Below are 20,753 nucleotides of genomic sequence, written 5' to 3' on the forward strand. Positions count from 1 at the left end.
AAAAATCGCTCTGATTTGTTGAACATACGTGAACCCTTTGCTATAGGACATATTGATCTGAGGCAAGGGGCTCATGGCCTATCGTACAATGGGCCATCTCACGTTTGGGGACAGTTGGTGCCTGGGTGCTTTTCCTCCTAACCACGTGTCGTCACTTCCAGCGCCCAGCTTATCAGGCAAGAGGCTTTTTCAGCCTATGGACCTATACGCAGCCAGCAGCGTTGTCGCCCACAACCTCAATCTCCTCGCTATACACAAACCGTATGCCGTCGTCGATGAAGCCGGGTGCTCTTAGCCGCTGACCACGTCTATGCCCTATTTAAAAAAAGCAAATGGAAATAAAAAATCGTGAGGAAAAAAGCGCAGTCTACGTAACATAAATCACGCCGAGTTAATACAGGGTAGCAAGCGGTCCAGCTGTCACGAGCCTACGGCTCTAGCTATCAAGCTAAAACTTAATTCGCCCTCAAACATGTTCATCGTCATTCCGCTTCGCTCCAAAAGCATCCTTCGAAACTCCGGGCGAATCTGCCTTGTTCCCGCTCGCAAGGAAACGTCGGGCAAAAACCAGTCTCATCATCCACCACCATAAAGGAGGTCATGTCATGATCCCACTTGATGGTTCCCCGCCTTGGTAAGGCGGATTGATGCTGCGCACCGAGCGCTAAGGCAAAACACGTAGGAAAAATGACCAAATGCCGCAATAACTTTTATCGTGCACGTCCCTTGTTAGCACAAAAGAAAATCGTACCGCGATTGTGAAACAATTCCTACGTGTTTTCTGTACTTTTTTAAGAACCCCATGTGCCACCTCTTCCCATTTTTCCAAAAAAAAGCCGTGAAAAAATGAACAAATCATTTTTCACAGCCTCTCCCCATCCCTTATTCTCCAAGGGAACGTCCCATGTCATAGGCTTTTTTTAGGGCCGGGTGACCTTTAATGTCGCCGACACGCGTTACGCCGCCCGCAAAGACGGTGCCTGTAAGGTGCGCTTTGGGAAAGCATTCAATCCAGCCTTCCAGACTTGTGATGGATCTTGACGGCGTCTTTGCTCCCTCTTCCGCAGCGCTTGCAAGAAAATAAATGTCACGGAACTTGTAATCTGACGCAAATAACGGATTGGCCCGGTCAAGAAGGGTCTTTAGCTGACCTGTCAGGCCATAGTAGTAGACAGGAGAAGCAAAGACAATCACATCACTTGCTTTCATTTCTGCCGTAATGGCTTCCGCATCATCATGAAGGATGCAGTGCCGCGTTTCCTGACAGGAAAGACAGCCTTGGCAAAATGCCAGTTGCTTTCCGGCAAGGCTCACTTTTTCCACCTGATATCCCGCTTCTTCCGCGCCTTTTTGAAAGGCATCACAAAGCGTTTCAGAATTTCCCCCTTTGCGAAGGGAACTTGAAATGATGAGGACTTTTTTCGTCATAAGGGCATGCTTCCTTTCTTCTTTTCTTTCAGTATAACGAGAAAGGGACATCCCTTCCAATACTTATGATGTAGGGAATTCCATGCGTAAAAGCTATGATATTTTTTATCAGAACCAAAATCGCTCCGATTCGACGAAAAATGCACGAAAAAGCTCATGCTGCTAAAGCCATAAAGGCACTGCTTTGATGCCGTGAAGCTGGGATGCTGTGAGGCTAAAAGACCAGAAGGGAAAACACCGTAAGGCCCTAACGACAGTGTGAAAGCTGTGTTATCAGGAGTATGTTCTGCAAGACGACATCCAAAAGGAGCCGATAAGAATCACTTCTTATCGGCCCCGTGCCTTTTGCTATTTCTTATTTAAAGGTTGCGTCGGCATAAGCCTTCAGTTCGTCCCTAAAGGCTGGATGAGCGACGGAAATCATGGCATAGGCCCTTTCTTTCAAGGTAAGGCCTGTGAGATGGGCCACGCCGTATTCGGTAGCGACATTTTGGATGAGGCCGCGCGGTGCGGAAATGGTACTTCCGGCAGGAATGGAAGCAAGAATATTGGAATGAAGCTGCCCTTTCTTATCTTTGCGGGCCGAATTGATGCAGATATAACCCGCCCCGCCCGGAGAAAGGAAAGCCCCTTCGAGAAAGTCCAGCTGGCCGCCCGTACCGGAAAGCTGGCGGGTTCCGACAGATTCAGCATTTTCCTGTCCCATGAGGTCAAGCTGGACACCGCCATTGATACTAATGAAGTTTGACAGTTTTTCCATGTTGCGCGGGTTGTGGATATAGTCCACATCGGCAGGATAGAAAAGATCCGGGCGATCGTTCAGCCACTGATAAAGTTCCGCACTGCCGCTTGCAAGGTTCCATGCGGCAAGACCGGTATTGATTTCCTTCCTGCGACCCGTCAGTTTCCCGGCTTGATAGAGCATCAGGAAGGCATCGCTGATGGTTCCCGTATGGCAGCCCAGATCTTCCTTATCGGATTTTGCGAGCATCTCGGCAATGGTAAAGGGAACCGTTCCCACACCAAGGGACAAGGTGGCGCCATTTGGGATTTCATTGACGACATATTCAGCAATCTTGATGTCCGCTTCCGACGGTGTACGGTACTTGTTGGCAGCAAGCGGTGCGTGTTCCCCTTCGACGATGAGATCAGCGTCGTCAAGGCTCACGCGGTGAGAACCATCCACACCCTGAAGAGTCGGCATGTGTTCATTGACTTCAAATATGACGGTCCGGGCTTTTTTCATGATGGTCTTCCAGGCATAGCTGGCAAGACCCAATCCGCAGCAGCCATTTTCATCAGGCTTGGAGACCGGAATGCAGGCGACGTCAACGGTTAGGTATTCACGGTACATCTGCGGCAAAAGGCGAAGCAACATGGGAGCAAAATGGATCTGTCCAGCCGAGAAGTACTTGCGTTCCGCGTTTCCCAAATGCCAGCTGTAGTAATCAAAGCTTTCGTGGTCCGGGTCGCATTCAACGACGGCAATGGATGGCCGGTAGACAAGACCGCCGCGGATCTTGACATCCGTTACGGCCCCCTTTCTTTTAGCAAGGGCGGCATCCATCAGTTCCGGGAAGCCGGAGCCAAAACCAAAATCAACCCAGTCGCCGCTTTTAATGGCTTCTGCCGCTTTGTCAGCGGTCACAACTTTACTGCGATATTTTTCAAGCATAACGATACTCCTTTCAGGAACTGAATTTACCTTCTTTCATGGATCCATTCAGGATGCCAACGGTCTTCGGCGCTCCGCGTCTTTTGAGGGTGCCCCAAAGCAAAAAGGGCAAAGGCCTCTTCCTTAACAGGAAGGCCAAGGAGTTTTTTTACGGCAAGGGCTCGCTCGCGTCTTGGATAAACGCCCATCAATGTTCCGCCAAGCCCCAGTTCTGCGGTCTTGAGCCAGAGGTTTTCCGCGGCACAGGAGGCATCGATGGGAGCAAATTCAGAAACGATGCAGTCAGTCACATAGGTGATGACAATAAGGACCGGGGCCTTTGCGCCAAATGCCGCGTAGGGGCTGGTATCACAAAGCGCCTGTTGAAGCTTTTGTCATAAATGACGTAAAACCGCCAAGGCTGCTGGTTGCACGCCGAAGGCGCCAGCATGGCGGCGCGAAGAAGTGCCATCACCTGACTTTTGGCCACAGGTTCGTCCGTAAATGCCCGGACACTGGTCCGACTCTCAAAAATGTCCATCAAGGTCTCCTTTTTGCTTTTCCCAGATACGCCGCAACTCTAGACAGCATGCTGCCTAGAGTTGCGTGTAAAGAAGGGTTTCAGACGGTCCAAGGATAAGAGGGGGATGGCTTAGACCGTCAGATGGAAGGAAAAACCTGCAATATCACCATCAAGGTAGATAAAGGTAATCTTTCCTTCTTCATTTCTTCGAATGGTATTTTCTTTGAAGGTGATGCCTTTAGAGGCGAGGTCTTTCATGGCCGCCTCAACATCATCGGTCTGGAGAGCAATGTGCCCGTGCGTTCCGATCTGGTTATGCTTCATCACTTCAAAAGCCGTGGAAACAAAGGTATGGGTATCGTTTTCGTGGCCGGTTTCCATGTTGAAGAGATGGCACAAAAGACTGACAAGCTTTTTGGCCTCGGCCTCATTTTCACAATTGATGCCAACATGTTTCAGTCGATAGGTTACTGCCATGGTGGGCATTCCTCCTCATTTGAGCATAGTCATTGGGCCTTGTCATGACAAGGTACTCCCCTATTGTACCATAGGCCGTAAGGAAAGTCCCTGATCAAAATCAATCATGGGTATGGAGGATGGCTCCTTTATCCGCAGAAGATACAAGGGCTGAGTATTTCTTAAGGAGCGGAGACGTTGCCTTCACAACAGGGGTAAAGTGTTTACGCCGCGCGGCCAGTTCCTCGTCAGAAAGATCCACAGTCAGTGAGCGGTTCGGGATATCGATGTGAATGATATCGCCGTCTTCAATAAGGCCAATGGGACCGCCAGCGGCCGCTTCCGGAGAAATATGACCAATGCAGGGCCCACGGGTCGACCCGGAAAAACGCCCGTCTGTAATAAGGGCCGTGCTTTCATCCATGCCGCGTCCCACAAGAAGGGCCGTGACAAGGAACATTTCCCGCATGCCAGGGCCGCCTTTCGGGCCTTCATAGCGCAGGACAATGACTTCGCCAGCATGGATTTCGCCGTTTTCAATGGCCGTAATGGAGTCTTCCATGCTGTTAAAGACGCGGGCCTTGCCCGTGAACTGGTGCATGGACGGTTTGACACCACTGGCCTTGACGACAGCGCCATCAGGAGCCAGGTTGCCATGGAGGATAGCAATGCCGCCCTGCTTGTTTTTCGGTGCCGACCGAGGATAAATGACATCATTTTCCACAAGGGGTTGGGCTTCCAGCACTTCCTTGATGGAGTGACCCGTGACCGTGATCTGGGAATCATCAATCTTATCCTGGATGGCCTTTAGGACGGCAGGAATACCGCCGTTATCATGGAGCACATCCACAGCATAGGCGCCGGACGGACGCAGGTTGCACAGATAGGGTACCTGCCGGCTGATCCGGTCAAAGTCATCAAGGGTGATGTCCGCATGGGCTTCATGGGAAATGGCCATCAGATGCAGGACGGAGTTTGTAGAAGCGCCAAGGGCCATGACAGCCTTGATGCCATTGAGGAAAGCTTCTTTGGTAAGGATCTTATCCGTGGAAAGGCCTTCTTTAACCATCTTTACGATGCGTTTGCCGCTGGCACGGGCAAGGCGCCGTTTTTCCGACGCGACAGCCGGGCAAGTACCCATAAAGGGCAGGGTGAGGCCCAGGACTTCGGCCAAGGCACTCATGGTATTGGCCGTCCCGAACATGGAGCAGGAACCCACCGTCGGAAGCGATGCCATTTCCATCTTGCGAAGTTCATCATAGGTCATCTTGCCGACCTGATATTCACCGACAAATTCGCGCAGGTTGCTCAGGCAGATATTGGTCCTGCCATTGCATTTACCGGCAATCATAGGGCCGCCCGTTACGACAATAGCCGGGATGGACAAGCGGGCTGCCGCCATCATCATCCCCGGTACAATCTTGTCGCAGCTGGCGATGAGCACGACACCGTCAAGCTGGTTGCCTTCGACAACAGCTTCTACGGAGTCGGCAATGATCTCACGGCTCGGCAGGGAGTAGCGCATACCGCAGTGGCCTTGGCAGAGGCCATCGCAAAGGGCAATGGTGTCGAATTCGCGGGGAATCCCGCCGCCTTCAAGGATACCATCGCTTACATCCCGGGCCAGTTCACGGAGATGGATATGGCCAGGGACGAGTTCACTAAAGGAGTTAGCAATCCCAATCATGGGTTTGCGGAAATCATCTTCCTCGAGACCCATGCTGTAAAGCAGTGCCCGGTTTCCGCTGCGCCCCACTCCATTGACAAGGATACCGCTTCGCTCGTCCTTGTAACGCAATTCTTCTTTGTCACTCATGGGGAATCCCTCTTTCTAAGGAAAGGCGCATGCCCTTCCTCTTCCTTTTCTAATTGCTCGATCGCCGCTTGTTTGATCAGCGATTACAGTTCAAGGCCTCGCTTGAAGGCCTTTTGGTTCGATTCTACCACTTTCTTCTTGCCGCCGAAACGGTCTTCGATAGCTTTAAGGCAGCCTTCAGCACCCAAAAGTCCCGTCTTTTTGCTCATGGTTCCCAGGGCAACGAAATTGGCGCTTTGGATACTGCCAAGGGCAATGGCTTCACTGCGATACGGAAAACCGATATGTTCACCTTTGGCGCCCGCCTTTGGCGTAACTTCCTCGCTGTCATAAAAGACGATTGTGTCATCACGGAAAGCGTCAACATAACGGTCGTAGGCAACCTGGGCCAGGCAGAGGATGATATCCGGGGAAGCAACATTCGGATAGCCGATTTCCCCATCGCTTATGATGACATCCGTTTTCGTGAAGGTTCCGCGAGCTTCGGAACCATAGGACGCCGACATAGTTGCGTTCAGGTTTTCTTCATAAAGGGAAGCTGCAAGACCCATGACTTCGCCAACAGAAACAACCCCTTGTCCGCCGACACCACTCAAAACGATTTCTTTTTTCATCTTCAATCCTCAACTTTCTGGGCTTCAATGATCCGGGCATATTCCGTATAGTAATCATCCCGCGGTTCGTTCTTCAGGCAGCCCACAACGAGTTTCCCTTTCAGCTCTTCCGGAGACAGTTTCGCCGCCTGGCTGACGGTGACGCTCTGCTCGTTCATGAGCTTGAGCATGCGGGAAGCTTCACCTAGTTTATTGAATTTCCCATAGTGGGTCGGGCAGGCACTCATGACTTCAATGAGGGAGAACCCTTTGACCTGCATTCCTTCCTTGATGAGCTTGCGGATCATGAGGGGGTTATAGGCCGTGGCACGGCCAACGTAGCTGGCTCCTGCGGCAATGGCAAGCTGGCAGATATCAAAAGCCTGTTCAACATGGCCATAAGGAGAGGTCTGGGTAATGCTGTGGGTCGGCGTCGTGGCGGAATACTGGCCGCCGGTCTGGCCATAGTTATAGTTATTGGAAATGATGGCCGTCACATTGATGTTGCGGCGGGCCGCATGGATGAGGTGGTTGCCGCCGATGGTCGTGCCGTCGCCGTCACCCATGGTGACAAGGACATTGAGGTTCGGATTGCCAAGGGCAACCCCGGTTGCGGCCGCAAGGGCACGGCCGTGCGTCACGTGCATGCAGTTGATGTCCAGGTAGTCATCAACACGGCCAAAGCAGCCAATCCCGCTGACAAGGGCCATGTCGTGCTTATCCACTTCCAGTTCAGCCATGACAGCGGCAATGGACTGGAGCACAATGCCGTGGCTGCAGCCGGCGCACCAGGTCTGCGGCAATTTATCAAAGAGCATATAATCCTTGTAGGACTTCATTATTCCCGACCTCCTTTAACAGTGCTTACAACTTCCTCCGGGGTAATGAGGACGCCATCGGTGCGGTTTGCTTGAACAACCCTGGCACCATAGTCATTGTATTTGCGGACTTCACCAGCCAGCTGACCCATGTTGAGTTCGGCAACGACAACGGTCTTTGCCTGCTGAAGGGCTTTGCGGATGGCTTTTTCCGGCATGGGCCACACGGTTACAAGCTGCAGCATCCCTGCTTTGACGCCTTCCTTACGGAGCAGATCGACGGCTGTACGGGAGCTGCGGACAGAGCAGCCAAAGGAGATGATGACCGTATCTGCATCTTCCATCTGATATTCACGGGTGATGGTGATATCATCAGTATGATTTTCAATCTTATCAATGAGATAATGGGTTACGCGGTTAATATTTTCCGGCGTCGGTCTGAATTCACCTTTTTCATCATGGGTGGAACCCGTCGTTCTCATAAGGAGGTCTCGGTCTCCGGCACCAACCATGGGAGCGGGCACATCGGAGGAATAGTCATAGGGATGGAAGTCTTTTTGAGCCGTTCCCTTTGCAGGCGCTTTGCGGTCAATGATTTCTTCCGGTTCCGGTTTGCGGATGCGGACCGTTTCACGGAGGTGGCCAATGACTTCATCAGCCAAGAAAATGACCGGCGTGCGATATTTCTCAGCAAGGTTGAACGCCGTAATGGAAAGATCATAGCAATCCTGGACGGAAGACGGAGCCAGGGCAATGATGCTGTGATCCCCATGGGTCCCATAGCGGGCCTGCATGAGGTCCCCTTGGGCCGGTTTCGTGGCAGCCCCCGTCGAAGGACCGCTGCGCTGTACATCATAAACGACGCAGGGCAGTTCACTCATGACAGCAAGGCCGAGGTTTTCCTGCATCAGGGAGAAGCCAGGACCGCTGGTTGCCGTAAAGGCTTTCTTCCCAGCAAGGGAAGCCCCGCACAGGGCAGCCATGGAGCTGATTTCATCTTCCATTTGGATATAGACACCGCCGTGACGGGGCAGTTCCTTGGCAGCTCCCTTAGCGACTTCCGAACTCGGGGAAATCGGATAGCCCGCATAGAAACGAGCACCGGCAGCGATGGCGCCGGCCACCATGGCATCATTGCCTTCCATAAATTTCTTGACAGTTTTTCCCATTTACTTTCCCTCCACATCAATAGCAAAGTCCGGGCAACGCATGGCGCACATCTTGCAGCCAATGCATACGTCAGCACGCGCGGCAACAGGCGGTTTGCCTACTTCCTGATCAAAGACCTGTTTCGGACACAGGGCAGAGCAGATTCCGCATTGCTTGCAGAACTTTGTGTTGATCTTGATGAGAAACTTTCCTTCCATGGTCATCCCTCCATACAGATTGTCCCCCTAGAGGACAGTTAACAGCACCCCAGCCCTCAGCGGGTCGGATGATTGATGATATAAAGCGGCTCTTTACCAGAAAAGAGATCATCAATGGCATGAGCACAATTCATGGCAACCGCAGTAACAGCTTCTTCACTAAGGGCCGCTGTATGCGGCGTCCCGATGAAGTTTGGCAGTGCAAAAAGTGGATTGTCCGGCGTCGGCGGTTCCGTTTCAAAAACGTCTCCGGCCGCGGCTCCGATCCGTCCCTCCTGCAAAGCCTGATAGACAGCTTTTTCATCCCAGATGGCACCGCGGGAAACATTCAGGAGTATACCGCCGCGTTTCATATGGGAAATACTCTCTTCATTTAGGATATGGAACGTTCCCTTGTTAAGGGGCAGATGGGGCGATACCACATCGCTGCGCTCCATCAGGTCGTCCAAGGTGTTCGTAAATTCGATCCAATCCGGGAACTTCGACTGGTCCACAAATTTATCATAGACAAGGATCTTCATCTGAAACCCAAAATGAGCAATCTTGACGGCCTCCATACCAATGGGCCCAATGCCAATAGAACCAAAGACCTTGCCGCGGGCTTCGTGAGTTTCTACACGGTCACGGCTCTTCCAATCCCCTTTGCGGACTTCCCGGTCAAGCTGTGAAATCTGGCGCAGGGCGGCGAGCATGAGCGTAATGGCATGCTCAGCCACGGAATAGGTGTTGCACCCACGGGCGAGCGTCACGGTAACGCCTTTTTTGTCGCAGGCCTCAAGATTGATGTTTTCGTAGCCAATGCCGTAACGGGCAATGATCTTGAGGTTCCTAGCGGCTTTAATGACAGCAGGTGTATATTTTTCCGTACGGGCAATGACGGCATCAACGTCGCTGATTGCCTTTTTCATGGTTTCTTCATCCGTGCCTTGAAGTTCGACGAGTTCATAGCCTTTATCCGTAAGGAACGTACGCGCCGACTCTTTCAGGGCTTTTGGAATCAAGATCTTATACATGGATAAATCGCCTCCCCTGTCTTACAGGAAAGGGAAAAGCAAATGCTTTTCCCTTGATTTGACTTACAGAAAGAACTGGATGACGAGCAGCTCTACAAGCCCCACACCCGCCATGATCATGGAAACAGCCGTTTTGCAGGCAAGCTGTTCCTTAAGGTCAGAAACACCAAACATCCCATTCCATACCCAGAATCCGGAATCCGTAAAATAGCCGAAGGAAATGGCACCGACGCAGCAGCTCATGGCCATAAGCAGCGGGCTGATGGTCAGCTGGCCCATAAGCGGCATGGTCAGCGAAGCCGCCGTGACGATGGCAACCGTGGCAGAGCCCAGGACAATTCGCATCAGGGCTGCAATGCAAAAGGGAATGAGGACAGCCGGAATGGGAAGTCCCACAACCATCTTACCGAGGACACTGCCAATACCAGAAGCACGGACAACATAGCCCAGGGAGCCGCCCACACCCGTAATGAGCATGATGAGCCCTGTATCCTTGATGCCTTCATTCATGATATCAAGGACTTCCTTGGTCTTTCGCTCCGGCATCAATCCATAGATGGCGATCAGGCAGCCAATCATCAGCGCCACGATAGGACTCCCAAATAGAGCCAGGGCCGGATAATAAGCAGCTGCCTTATCGACGCCAGCAAGGTCAAGAACGGTCTTTAAGAGGATCAGGAAGAGTGGAACCACAATCGGCGCTGCGGAAATCCAGAAACCGGGCAGGTCGTCCCGATTCAGGAACTGGTCCAAAAGATCCGTTGATGCCCGTTTCACGTCGCCATCTTTACTGGGGCGAACATATTCATCGTCCTCATTGACGACTTGATAGATTTTCTTTCCAATCCACATGCAATACGGTACGACCACAATCAGCATGGGAATCGTCAAGAGCGCACCGCCGGCAATCATCTGACCAACGTCAACGCCAAGCATGCCCGCCGCCGTCAAAGGTCCTGGGGTGGGCGGTACAAGGACGTGGGTCAGCTGGAGCCCGCAGGCAAGGGCTAGTCCCAAGCCGATGACGGATTTGCCCGTCACCTTGGAAATGGCCTTGCAGAGCGGGCAGAGCATAACGACAGCCGAGTCAGCAAAAACTGGAATGGAAACCACCCAGCCCGTTACGCCTAGGGCCCATTCTTCATTGCCCTTGCCTACGGCCTTGATGAAGCTTACAGCAAGACGTTCGGCTGCGCCGGATTTTTCCAGAATGGCGCCCATCATGACGCCAAGGCCAATGATGATGCCCGTGCTTGACAGGGTGTTGCCAAAGCCCGTGGTAATGGCATTGATGACACCAACGATGGTCTTTCCATCAGCTGCTTTGACGGTCACGATCGGCATGCCGCCGATAATGCCTGTAATCAGGGCAGCTAAGAGCATTGCAATGAAACTATGGACCTTGGTTTTGGCAACCAAGATGATCATGGTTATGATGCCAAGGCTTAAGCCCAGGAGCATCCGTGTAGATTCTGCCATTTTTTGAAACTCCCTCACATATTTTCTTTTTTACTTGGATGAAACGGGAAAGGCCTCACTCTTTTCCCGTTCGACTTGCCGCCTCACCTCGGCAGGTCTTTTTTAATCAGCGAACAAGGCACGGAGACTTGGCATCAAATTTCCAGCCCGGAATCAGGTACTGCATGGTGATGGCGTCATTGCGAGCGCCCAAGCAATGTTTCTTGTAAAGTTCATGGGCTTTCATCACCTGGTCACGGTCGATTTCAACGCCCAGGCCCGGTTTATCCGGAACCTTGATCCCGCCGTTCGCAATCTTGAGCGGCTCCTTGGTCAAGCGTTCACGACCTTCCTGCCAGATCCAGTGCGTATCCAGGGCATTGTATTCACCCGGTACGGCAGCACCGACATGGACGCACATGGCAAGGGAAATATCGAAGTGGTTGTTGGAGTGGCTGCCCCAGGTATAGCCGAATTCGTGGCACATTTGGGCCACACGGACGGAACCATTCATGGTCCAGAAATGGGGATCAGCAAGGATAATGTCGACCGCTTGGCTTTCCAGGGAGTGACCGACTTGACGCCAATCCGTAGCAATCATGTTCGTTGCCGTCGGAAAACCAGTGCGGCGGCGGAATTCGCTCATGATTTCGCGGCCGGAATAACCGTCTTCGGCTCCGCAGGGATCTTCACAGTAGGTCAATATGCCGTGCATATCCGCTACATAGCGGACGGCATCATCAAGATGCCAAGCGCCGTTGGGATCAAGGTCCATACGGGCATCAGGGAAAGCCTTCTTCATGGCTTTGATGACTTTCATCTCTTCGTCACCGCGCAGGACTCCGCCTTTTAGTTTGAAATCCTTGAAACCATATTTATCCTTGGCGGCTTTGCACAAGGCCACAACATGTTCGGCATCGATGGCTTCTTCATTGCGGAGACGATACCATTCGCAGTCGGAATCTTCTTCGGACTGATAAGGCAGATCAGTTTTCTTACGGTCGCCAACAAAGAACAGGTAACCCAGGAAGCGGACAAAATCACGTTGCTGACCGGCGCCAAGAAGACGGCAGACCGGCATATCGAGTGCTTTGCCCAAAAGGTCAAGGCAAGGAGCCTCAATGGCCGTCAGGACGTGGACACCTGTACGAAGGTCGAAGGTCTGGGCGCCGCGTTCATCCTTTTCACCGCTCTTATCAAGTTCAGCCTGGACCTTAAGAAGCGTATTGCGGTAATCCGAGACTTTCGTCCCTACAACAATATCGCTCACATTTTCAAGGGCTGTCGTGATCTTGGGCCCTCCCGGAACTTCCCCTACCCCTGTATTGCCTTCGCTGTCCGTCAGAATTACGATGTTGCGGGTAAAGTATGGGGCATGACCTCCGCTGAGATTGAGCAGCATGCTGTCGTGACCGGCAACAGGATATACTTCCATTTTGGTAATCACAGGAACCATTACGCTTTTTCCTCCTTCGTGTTATGCACCTTGTTACAGATGCCCATCCTGAAATAAGTGTTTTCAGTTATTTTAGAATCTTTTTAAGATTCTCTCGTTGACTTTATTGTACGGTCCATGGTACTATAATTCAAATTGTTTGTTTTTAGAATTATTCTAAGAAATTCTAATTAAAAGTTAACCTAATTTCTAAAAAAGAGCCTACCCTGCATGAAACGATACATGTCGGCAGCTCTCCCCTTTTTAAAGGCGGGCATACGTGCCCAAGGAGGCATCCATGGACCTAAAACAGATTGAATACATTGTCAAGATTGCAGAAACGGGGAATATCACACGGGCAGCCGAGCAACTTTTTGTGACCCAGTCCGCCCTCAACCAGCAGCTTCTCAAACTGGAAAATGCCTTGGGCATCAAGCTGTTTTACCGCAGAAAGCACGACCTTACGCCAACGGATGCAGGAAAGGTCTATCTAAAATATGGCCGGCAGATGCTCATTGAAAAAAGGGAAGCCTACAACATCATCAACGACCTTGCTCAAGACAACTTAGGCCATCTTTCCTTTACCTTTTCTCGGGAGCGCGGCCTTGATATGTTTGTTGCCACATACCCTGCCTTCCACCGTCAGTTTCCCGGCATCATCGTGGAGCCTCACGAAATGCGCGTCCATAACCAGCAGCTCCAGATTGCCCAAGGCTATGTTGACCTGGGACTTGTCACGCTTTCGGAGCAGCAGAAACTGGCCGATCTGCAGTATGACCACATCCGCTATGAGCCCCTGCTCCTGTGCCTGCCGCGGAAGCATCCCCTGGCCAAGGACGCGGCGCCTGTGGGGACCTATTTGGAAGACCTTCCCTATATGGACCTATCAGCAATCAAGGAGCTGCCCTTTGTGCTCATCTACAAGGAATCGACCATGCGAAGCCTCATCAACCGGATCCTCGGGGCAGCTAAGATCCGTCCCTATGTCCTTTTTGAATCAGGCAGCATCCGCGCCCTGTTAAAGATCGTGGCAAGCGGTCTTGCCTGTACCATCACCTCGGCGGGCTATATCCGCGGCAAGGACGATGTGGCGTTTTACCGAATTCCCGGCGATCCCTTGTGGGAAATGTGTACGGTCCACAAAAAAGATACCTACGTCAGCAAGGCCATGGCCTGCTATAAAGAGCTGATTGTTAGGTATTTCACTGAAAAAGACCCGCTCCTGACAAATCAAAACCGCTCCTTGTGAAATGTACCCTCCTTACTGGGTGTCCAGTAAAGAGGGTACATTTCAGTGGAGCGGGCATTTTATATTGTCCTTATTTTTGGGAAGCAGCGATCAGCGCCTTAAAGAAAGCAAGACAGATGTCAACATCAGCATAGCCTTTCGGGTCCTTATGGTTCAGGACAACTTGCTTGATGTCATTTTCCGGATGGAATTGAAGCCCAACTGCAAATTTGCGATGAGGATCTTCAACGCCCTCGACAAGGCTCAGTCCCTGATCGGTATATTCTGCCGTCTGGATGAGACCCGTTCCTGCAACGGAAAGGATATTCTGATGATGCCAAGAAGAAACCTTGTCAAACGTATCGTCCCCTACAATGCTGCGTAACTTGCTGTTCACGGGCAGGATACGGATTGCATGATGGGTATAGTCGCGATTGGGCGTTCCCGGTGCCATGCGATGGATTTCCTTATAGGCCTTGACGCCCTGTGTCTTGTAATAATCAGGAATATCCTGAATGAAGGTGACGCCGTACACAATGCCCATCATCTGTTCGCTGCGGCATACGTTAAGAACGGGAATATCATGACGGCGGCAGTAATCCTGCAGTGCGTAGTCAGAAATATCCCGGGCCGCATTGATTGTTTCACCGTGATTTTTTTCTGTCTCTGGTACTTTGTACAGGGAGGGACTGATGTCTTCCCCACCCGTTCCAAATACACCATCGATTCCCTGCATCACAGTCTGGATATTGGTCCGTTCGAATCCATCATGGCGAATTTTATCAGCATACGCCTGTTTCAGCATCCCAGAAGGTTCCACATAGGCCTTGTCCACCGTTCCATCGGCGGCATAGGTGACGTCCGTGCTTTTGATCTGATCTAGTTCGACAGGAATCCCACCGGCCATTGTAATGATCTTTTTGAAAGCCTCATATGATTTTGCCTGTTTAGGACTTTTCCAGGAAATTCCAATGACCGGTTTCCCGCCCACCATGGCCTGGGCTTCCTGCCCATAGCCCAGGCAAATTCCTACCGTAAGAATCGCCGCAGATAAAACATGACTCCATTTTTTCATCTTTTCCTACTCCTTTCTGTATTCCGTTTAAGTAACTCATTTCAGTGTATCAAGACGCTAAAAAGAAGTCAAAAAAAAGGACAGCTTTGAATCAATCTGCATCGATTCTTGAAATCATTTCATCGATTCACTGGCTTCTAACGTTAATACCCACGGCTGAAGGTACCTCTTACCCCCCCACTCATCGTCCCTTTGTTTCAGTAAAAGAAAAGGATATAATCGACGAAATGATGGTTACGTCCTTTATCATACGTTTTTCGATCCTTAAGAGAGGTATATGAAGTATATGAAGCCGCAATCCCTACGCTGCTTCTTGGCGGCTACCCGAGAAGAAAACATAACCAAAGCAGCATCATTCCATCATCTGACGAGCTTACCTTATCAAGGCCCCTTCTGGAACTGGAACACGAACTGGGGAAGCGCTTTTTCCGCGCGGCAAAAAAAGGCCTGATCCTCACCGAAGCACGCCGGCTCCTACAGCCCCGCGCGAAGAAATCCTTTCTCTCGTGGGCCGAACGAAAGAAGAAATGATAAAGGGAATGGTAATCAGCGGGGACATTTATCTTGCGGCTGGTGCGATATCGCCATTATAATGACAGAACTGCAATAGACCTATCCCCGACTCCGTCTTAGAACCAATTCGGGAAGTCCCCTCTTTATCCTCAAGTCGCTTGATAAAGAAAAAAGAAAACCCTGTCCTTATAAGGACAGGGAAACGTTTTTAGCGGCCTTTTCTCGATTGAGCCAAGACCTGCATCTTTTCTTCGTAGTAGGCTGGCGTCATATCCATGAAGTGAGGATGCGGATTTTCAAAGCGCTGTTCTTCCTCCCAGATTTCTTCGGTCAGCTGATGCCGCACATACTCACGGATTGCGTCAAGGCTTGGTGTTTGATAGATTACCTTGCCGTCACGGACAACGGGAACCTTGAGGGCTTTAGCCGTGCAGTTTGTATAGTGACGGAGACGCCAAGGTTCCTTGGGATCGACATAGCGGAAGGGCGCCGAAAGGTCAACCGTTTCACCCTCGCAGGCAATGAGATCACAAAGGGCCTTGCCATTGCTGTTGTAGATACGGTACAAGTCCTTCCGGCCAGGATTCGTAATCTTTTCAATGGATTCAGAAACCTTGATGCGCGGCGTCCAGGTCTTGTCTTGGTTTTCGACAGCAACCAGCTTATAAACCGCACCGAAGACCGGATCGCTTTTAGCAGTAATGAGGCGTTCACCAACGCCAAAGGAATCGATGCGTCCTCCCTGATCAAGGATGGACCGAATGGTATATTCATCAAGGCTGTTTGAAGCCACAATTTGACAGTCATGGAGCCCTTCATCATCAAGGATCTTGCGGACCCGTTTGGAAAGGTAAGCCAGGTCCCCAGAATCAATGCGCACGCCTTTGAGCCGTTTGCCCATGGGATGAAGGATTTCCTTTGCCGTCCGGATAGCATTGGGCAGACCGGAATGGATGACGTCATACGTATCAATGAGAAGGACCACATTATCCGGGTAGATCTCCGCATATTTTTTGAAGGCTTCAAATTCGTCATCAAAGTACATCACCCAGCTGTGGGCCATGGTACCGCCTACGGGAATACCAAATTCCTTGCCTGCAAGGACGGTTGCGGTCCCATTGGCCCCACCAATATAAGCGGCACGGGCTCCATAGACAGCTGCATCCATGTTGTGGGCCCGGCGTGCACCAAAGTCAGATACAACGCGGCCCTGGGCCGCGCGGACAATCCGGTTCGTCTTTGTCGCAATGAGGGACTGATGATTGATTTCCGCAAGGATAGCGGTTTCAAGCAGCTGGGCATCGAGCATGGGCGCGGTAACCGTCAGGATGGGTTCATGGGGATACATGACGGTTCCTTCGAGCAGGGCATCGATATCGCCATGGAAATGATAGCTTTCAAGATAGGTCAGGAATTCTTCGCTAAACAGATGGAGGCTGCGGAAATAAGCTACGTCACTCTTTGAGAAATGGAAATTCTTCACCAGTTCGAGCACTTGTTCCAGGCCAGCAAAGATGGCATAGCCGCCATTATCAGGATTGTTTCGATAAAAGACATCGAAAGTGACTTTCTTTATCTTGTCCAGACCATCACTAAAATAGCCATTTGCCATGGTCATTTCATAAAGATCCATAACAAGGGACAAATTTCGTTCATCTGATTGCATTGGTGCATACCCTCCCAAGGTTTTGGCCCACGAAGGGGAATTCCTTGTGGGCCTCTGATAATGCGCCGCTTGTCTTGGGGGCGGGAAGAAGCGTCCCCTCTCAGCCTGTGGGCCATTCCGTTCTCATGACAAGCGTCAATATGTTTCATTTTATCATGTTGCATAGAAAAAGTCATGGCAATTATCTGAAAAACTGCACGTCTGACAAGTCAGTGCCCTTTTGTTTCAGGGAGCCGAATCATCTGTGTCTTTTTATCGTAAAGGGTCCGCGCTCCTGCATAAAGGGAGGCAAAACTTGTCAAGGTAACGACGGAAGCAATGGCAATCATGATGGAGATCTGGTAGAGAATGGCCAAAAGCGGAGGCGCCCCAGCAAGGATCTGCCCGGTCATCATGCCCGGCAGGGACACGATGCCCATGCCCACCATGGAGTTCAGCGTCGGAACCATGGCCGTTTCAAGGGCCCTGATGACAAATGGCTGGAGAATGTCTCCACTATCCGCGCCTAGGCAGGTCAAGGCTTCCATACGGGCCTGCTGCCCCACCAGGGTCTCCCGAAAGGTCTTGATGCCTAGGGAAACGCTGTTCATGGCATTGCCGAGGAGCATGCCGCCCAAAGGGATGACATACTGCGGGTCAAAAAAAGGTCTTCTTGCGACAGCCATGACAAAGAAGGCTAAAATGGAAAACCCGCCTAGAGTCATGGATAGACCAATCACAAAACGGAAAGAAGGAGAAAGGCCCGGATTTTTGGATAGGACGCGGTGGATGGAAAAAGCCATCATGACAAATAAATAAAGACCGGTCCATAACGAGTTGGGTCTATCAAAAAGATAGGTCAGGACCCATCCTGAAAGGATGAGCTGGATGGTCATCTTCGCGCTTGCCGTAAGAAGCAGGCCTGTCTTTTCAATGCGGCACCGCTTCATAATAAAAAGAATCAAAAGGAGCAAGAGATAAACCGTCGAAAATTGCAGAAACTGCATCAGGAACAGGTTCATTTTTCATGGCCTCCTGCTAGAAAAATCGTGGCATCAGCAAATTCATGCGTGAGGTGGGTATCATGGCACACACATAAGAGGGTCCTTCCCGTCTGATGGCTTTCTTCCTTTAAGGAATGAAACAGGGTTCGCGCTGTATCTTCATCAAGGGACGCAGTGGGTTCATCCAGCAGCAGAACATCAGGGGAAAAAGAAAGAAAAAGGGCAAGATAAGCGCGCTGCCGTTCCCCGCCAGAAAGACTGCGGCAGTCAGTTTCGATGGAAATAGGAAGGGCGGCCCGCCGAAGGGCTTCCCGCATCTGATCCAGATAAGGCGGCTTTTCACGCACGACCCCATAATACGCTTCGAAGTTTTCCTTGATGGTCCCTTCAAATAAAAAAGGTTCCTGGGGTACACGAAGTACTTTTTTCCGATAGCTGAGGATGTCATAGCTGGCAAGCGGCCTTCCCTCATAACGGACGGTTCCTTTATCTGGCAGGAGGGTGCCGTTAAGGAGCCGCAGATAGGTACTTTTGCCGCAGCCGCTGGGTCCGATGAGGAAGGTCATGGACCCTCGTTCAATCTTGATTTCCGGGTACACGATCCTTCCCAAAGCTGTCATTTGATCATCAGAATATAAAATTGGATTGCTCATTGCTGTCATCCCCTTTTATGCCCTTTTAATAGATCCTTTTTTCTGCAAGTGAGCACGAAAATAGGAAGAACCGTCATACGGGCATCTTTTCTTCTTCTTCCACTTCTTTGATCCGGTCCATGGCCTCTTCCTCTTCTGTTCCGCCATACCGGTCGGAAAGATGGACAAGGATCATGGCAATGACAAGAAGGGCATACCCATAAAAGGCTCCATAGACGCCTTCCCGCAGGACAGCAAATCCGGCTGCCAGGCAGCCAGCCATAAAGGAAAGGATGGTCCCTGTATAGAGAATGGCCTTGTGGAAATATTTCCAGTCCTTCGTCATGAAAAACTGGGTCCAAGCAAGTACAGACTGCTTCGTGTTATTTGAAAGAAAGATGGTCGCACTGGCATAGCCCTGGGCTTCGGAAAAAGTTCCCCATTGAAAACTGGCCGCAAAAATCATGGGATAGATGGTCATAATGGGGTCCCAAGTAAGAGGCATGAGCGCTACGAGGGTTATGGCAACGGCATTGACGCAGATGACGATTTTGCGCATATCTTTTTGGATTTTCTGGGAAAGCAGGAAAGAAACCACAACCCCAGCGGCAAACATGATGAGGGCCCCTACCCTTGTCATGACGGAGAAAAAATCACCGCCCAAAAAATCTTCCGTAATGCTCATGAGGTTCCCCGTCTGGGCATTGACAAAATTCCGGGCATGGAGCACTACGGAATACATCCCGCCAAAGCCAGCATAGCAGGCCATGAGCCAGTGAATGATTTCATCATAATGGGTGGCAAAATAGCCGCCTGTGTTCTTATTGGGTTTCATTGGCGTTTCGTAAGCTCCTTTTGAAAATCTTCTTTGATCCGGTCCATGAGATCCTTGCCGCAAATGAGGTCATAAGCCGTTCCTGCAAGAATCTTGGCACCATATAGGATGGCGGCATGGCCCATGTCATCCTTGCCATGATCCAAATATTCCTGGGAATGGGCTGCCGCGCCTTCCGGAACGAACTTGATGCGGGCGCAGGCGCCGGGCATACGGTGAAGGACATTGCCAAAATCCGTGGAACCTGTCTTTTCGCGAGGCGGTGCAATCCCTGGAGCGCCGCAGGCCTTGGCATTTTCCATGATGACGGCATTGAGGGTTGGTGCAGGCAGTTTATCGTCAAAAGAAGGACGGTCAACCATAGTAACCGTTACACCAGCCATAAGGGCCGCGCCCTTTAGGATATCGCGAACGCGGCTTACAACTTCATCAAGGGCTTCCCGAGAATAAGAGCGAAGGCAGAAGGATCCGACTGCTGTATCGGGAACGATATTATTGGGACCGGGCAAGGTTTCAATGGTATAGTGCATGCGGACATCGTCAGGCACATGTTCGCGCAGATATTCGATTCCGTTAAAGGCAAGAAGCAGGGCGTCCAGTGCCGACCGCCCTTTGTGGGGCGCAATGGCCGCATGGGAGGATTTGCCATGGAAGGTGGCAAGGATCTCACTGAGGGCAAGGCTCTTGACATCAGTTTGGGTGTAAGGACCGCCATGCATCATGAGTGCGACATCGATATCCTGGAAAAGACCGGCTTCAAGCATATTGATCTTGCCGCCAAAGCTTTCTTCAGCTGGCGTTCCGTAAATGACAAGCTGATAGGGACGGTCAGTGAGGATTTCTTTCAAGGCATGGGCTGCTCCAATCACGGCCGGTCCTTGGAGATGATGGCCGCAGCCGTGACCAAAATCCTTAAGTGCGTCATATTCGCATAATAGGCCAATGGATGGCCCGCCTTCCTCATGTTGGTACCGTGCACGAAAGGCGGTTGGAAGTCCGCCCACGCCAAGTTCCACTGCAAACCCCATTTCCTTAAAAAGGTCCGTCAGCAGCGAAGCTGCATGGACCTCCTTTCCTTCCCATTCAGGGTGGTCATAAATGTCGTCAGCCGTCGAAATAAGTACCCCTTTTTGTTCATCAATGAGGTGCCAAAGGGCTTCTTTTTGTGTATCCAATGGAAAATCCCCCTCTTTTCCTTGTTACTTCTTTCCTAAGTATAGAAAGGCTGCTTCCGCTTGTCAAACCCTCAAAAAAAAACGT

19 protein-coding genes and 1 pseudogene are annotated in these 20,753 nt (G+C 51.1%); 1 reads left to right on the forward strand and 19 read right to left on the reverse strand.

Annotation, left to right across the window (positions count from 1 at the left end):
• Nucleotides 1-882 precede the first annotated feature (882 nt).
• The 13 genes and pseudogenes from HMPREF1246_RS05585 to HMPREF1246_RS05645 all read right to left on the reverse strand — a co-directional run bounded on the left by HMPREF1246_RS05585 (nucleotide 883) and on the right by HMPREF1246_RS05645 (nucleotide 12,582).
• Entirely contained in the window at nucleotides 883-1,428 is a 546-nt protein-coding gene (locus HMPREF1246_RS05585; RefSeq protein ID WP_009015215.1) for a flavodoxin family protein, read from the reverse strand.
• 355 nt (nucleotides 1,429-1,783) lie between these two features.
• Nucleotides 1,784-3,103, reverse strand: a complete 1,320-nt coding sequence (locus tag HMPREF1246_RS05590; protein ID WP_009015216.1) for an acetyl-CoA hydrolase/transferase family protein — start codon at nucleotides 3,101-3,103, stop codon at nucleotides 1,784-1,786.
• Nucleotides 3,104-3,129: 26 nt separating this feature from the next.
• Nucleotides 3,130-3,429: pseudogene (locus HMPREF1246_RS05595) on the reverse strand (nitroreductase family protein); the annotation flags it as partial.
• Nucleotides 3,390-3,623 carry a nitroreductase family protein gene (locus HMPREF1246_RS11095; protein ID WP_016459455.1) on the reverse strand — a complete coding sequence of 78 codons (234 nt, stop codon included), beginning with the start codon at nucleotides 3,621-3,623 and terminating at the stop codon, nucleotides 3,390-3,392. The pseudogene HMPREF1246_RS05595 and the gene HMPREF1246_RS11095, both read right to left, overlap by 40 nt.
• Before the next feature lie 111 nt (nucleotides 3,624-3,734).
• The gene (locus HMPREF1246_RS05605; RefSeq protein WP_016459454.1) at nucleotides 3,735-4,082 is read right to left on the reverse strand and encodes a VOC family protein; all 348 of its coding nucleotides are present in this window, start codon (nucleotides 4,080-4,082) and stop codon (nucleotides 3,735-3,737) included.
• 100 nt (nucleotides 4,083-4,182) lie between these two features.
• Nucleotides 4,183-5,877, reverse strand: a complete 1,695-nt coding sequence (ilvD, locus tag HMPREF1246_RS05610) for a dihydroxy-acid dehydratase (protein WP_014128704.1) — start codon at nucleotides 5,875-5,877, stop codon at nucleotides 4,183-4,185.
• A gap of 83 nt (nucleotides 5,878-5,960) precedes the next feature.
• Nucleotides 5,961-6,491 carry a 2-oxoacid:acceptor oxidoreductase family protein gene (locus tag HMPREF1246_RS05615; RefSeq protein ID WP_016459453.1) on the reverse strand — a complete coding sequence of 177 codons (531 nt, stop codon included), beginning with the start codon at nucleotides 6,489-6,491 and terminating at the stop codon, nucleotides 5,961-5,963.
• Between the two features lie 2 nt (nucleotides 6,492-6,493).
• A complete protein-coding gene (locus tag HMPREF1246_RS05620; RefSeq protein WP_009015221.1) occupies nucleotides 6,494-7,309 on the reverse strand; it encodes a thiamine pyrophosphate-dependent enzyme in 816 nt (271 codons plus the stop codon).
• Nucleotides 7,309-8,457, reverse strand: a complete 1,149-nt coding sequence (locus tag HMPREF1246_RS05625) for a 2-oxoacid:acceptor oxidoreductase subunit alpha (RefSeq protein ID WP_021736978.1) — start codon at nucleotides 8,455-8,457, stop codon at nucleotides 7,309-7,311. Before HMPREF1246_RS05625 ends, HMPREF1246_RS05620 begins: the two co-directional genes overlap by 1 nt.
• Nucleotides 8,458-8,661 (reverse strand): ferredoxin family protein, encoded by a 204-nt coding sequence (locus HMPREF1246_RS05630; RefSeq protein WP_026385389.1) that lies wholly within the window; start codon nucleotides 8,659-8,661, stop codon nucleotides 8,458-8,460.
• A gap of 50 nt (nucleotides 8,662-8,711) precedes the next feature.
• Nucleotides 8,712-9,668 (reverse strand): hydroxyacid dehydrogenase, encoded by a 957-nt coding sequence (locus HMPREF1246_RS05635; RefSeq protein ID WP_009015224.1) that lies wholly within the window; start codon nucleotides 9,666-9,668, stop codon nucleotides 8,712-8,714.
• 63 nt (nucleotides 9,669-9,731) lie between these two features.
• Nucleotides 9,732-11,147: a GntP family permease gene (locus tag HMPREF1246_RS05640; protein ID WP_009015225.1), complete on the reverse strand. Its 1,416-nt coding sequence runs from the start codon at nucleotides 11,145-11,147 to the stop codon at nucleotides 9,732-9,734.
• A gap of 106 nt (nucleotides 11,148-11,253) precedes the next feature.
• Nucleotides 11,254-12,582 carry an enolase C-terminal domain-like protein gene (locus HMPREF1246_RS05645; protein ID WP_021736956.1) on the reverse strand — a complete coding sequence of 443 codons (1,329 nt, stop codon included), beginning with the start codon at nucleotides 12,580-12,582 and terminating at the stop codon, nucleotides 11,254-11,256.
• A gap of 277 nt (nucleotides 12,583-12,859) precedes the next feature.
• On the opposite strand from HMPREF1246_RS05645, the gene HMPREF1246_RS05650 reads away from it, so the two are divergent.
• Nucleotides 12,860-13,810, forward strand: a complete 951-nt coding sequence (locus HMPREF1246_RS05650; RefSeq protein ID WP_021736974.1) for a LysR family transcriptional regulator — start codon at nucleotides 12,860-12,862, stop codon at nucleotides 13,808-13,810.
• A gap of 70 nt (nucleotides 13,811-13,880) precedes the next feature.
• On the opposite strand, the gene HMPREF1246_RS05655 is transcribed toward HMPREF1246_RS05650, so the two are convergent.
• The 6 genes from HMPREF1246_RS05655 to HMPREF1246_RS05680 form a co-directional block, all read right to left on the reverse strand.
• Entirely contained in the window at nucleotides 13,881-14,864 is a 984-nt protein-coding gene (locus HMPREF1246_RS05655; protein ID WP_009015228.1) for a gamma-glutamyl-gamma-aminobutyrate hydrolase family protein, read from the reverse strand.
• A gap of 721 nt (nucleotides 14,865-15,585) precedes the next feature.
• Nucleotides 15,586-17,043 carry a nicotinate phosphoribosyltransferase gene (locus HMPREF1246_RS05660; RefSeq protein ID WP_021736965.1) on the reverse strand — a complete coding sequence of 486 codons (1,458 nt, stop codon included), beginning with the start codon at nucleotides 17,041-17,043 and terminating at the stop codon, nucleotides 15,586-15,588.
• 209 nt (nucleotides 17,044-17,252) lie between these two features.
• Nucleotides 17,253-18,044, reverse strand: coding sequence for an ABC transporter permease (locus HMPREF1246_RS05665; RefSeq protein ID WP_021736952.1), 792 nt, complete (start codon nucleotides 18,042-18,044; stop codon nucleotides 17,253-17,255).
• Nucleotides 18,041-18,646, reverse strand: a complete 606-nt coding sequence (locus tag HMPREF1246_RS05670) for an ATP-binding cassette domain-containing protein (protein ID WP_231368248.1) — start codon at nucleotides 18,644-18,646, stop codon at nucleotides 18,041-18,043. Before HMPREF1246_RS05670 ends, HMPREF1246_RS05665 begins: the two co-directional genes overlap by 4 nt.
• A 106-nt stretch (nucleotides 18,647-18,752) precedes the next feature.
• A complete protein-coding gene (locus HMPREF1246_RS05675) occupies nucleotides 18,753-19,493 on the reverse strand; it encodes a YoaK family protein (protein ID WP_021736967.1) in 741 nt (246 codons plus the stop codon).
• On the reverse strand, nucleotides 19,490-20,668 hold the full coding sequence (locus tag HMPREF1246_RS05680) for a M20 family metallopeptidase (protein ID WP_021736959.1): 1,179 nt from the start codon (nucleotides 20,666-20,668) through the stop codon (nucleotides 19,490-19,492). Before HMPREF1246_RS05680 ends, HMPREF1246_RS05675 begins: the two co-directional genes overlap by 4 nt.
• Nucleotides 20,669-20,753: the final 85 nt, after the last annotated feature.

The sequence above is a fragment of the Acidaminococcus sp. BV3L6 genome, from assembly GCF_000468835.1.
Classification (GTDB): Bacteria; Bacillota; Negativicutes; order Acidaminococcales; family Acidaminococcaceae; genus Acidaminococcus; species Acidaminococcus intestini.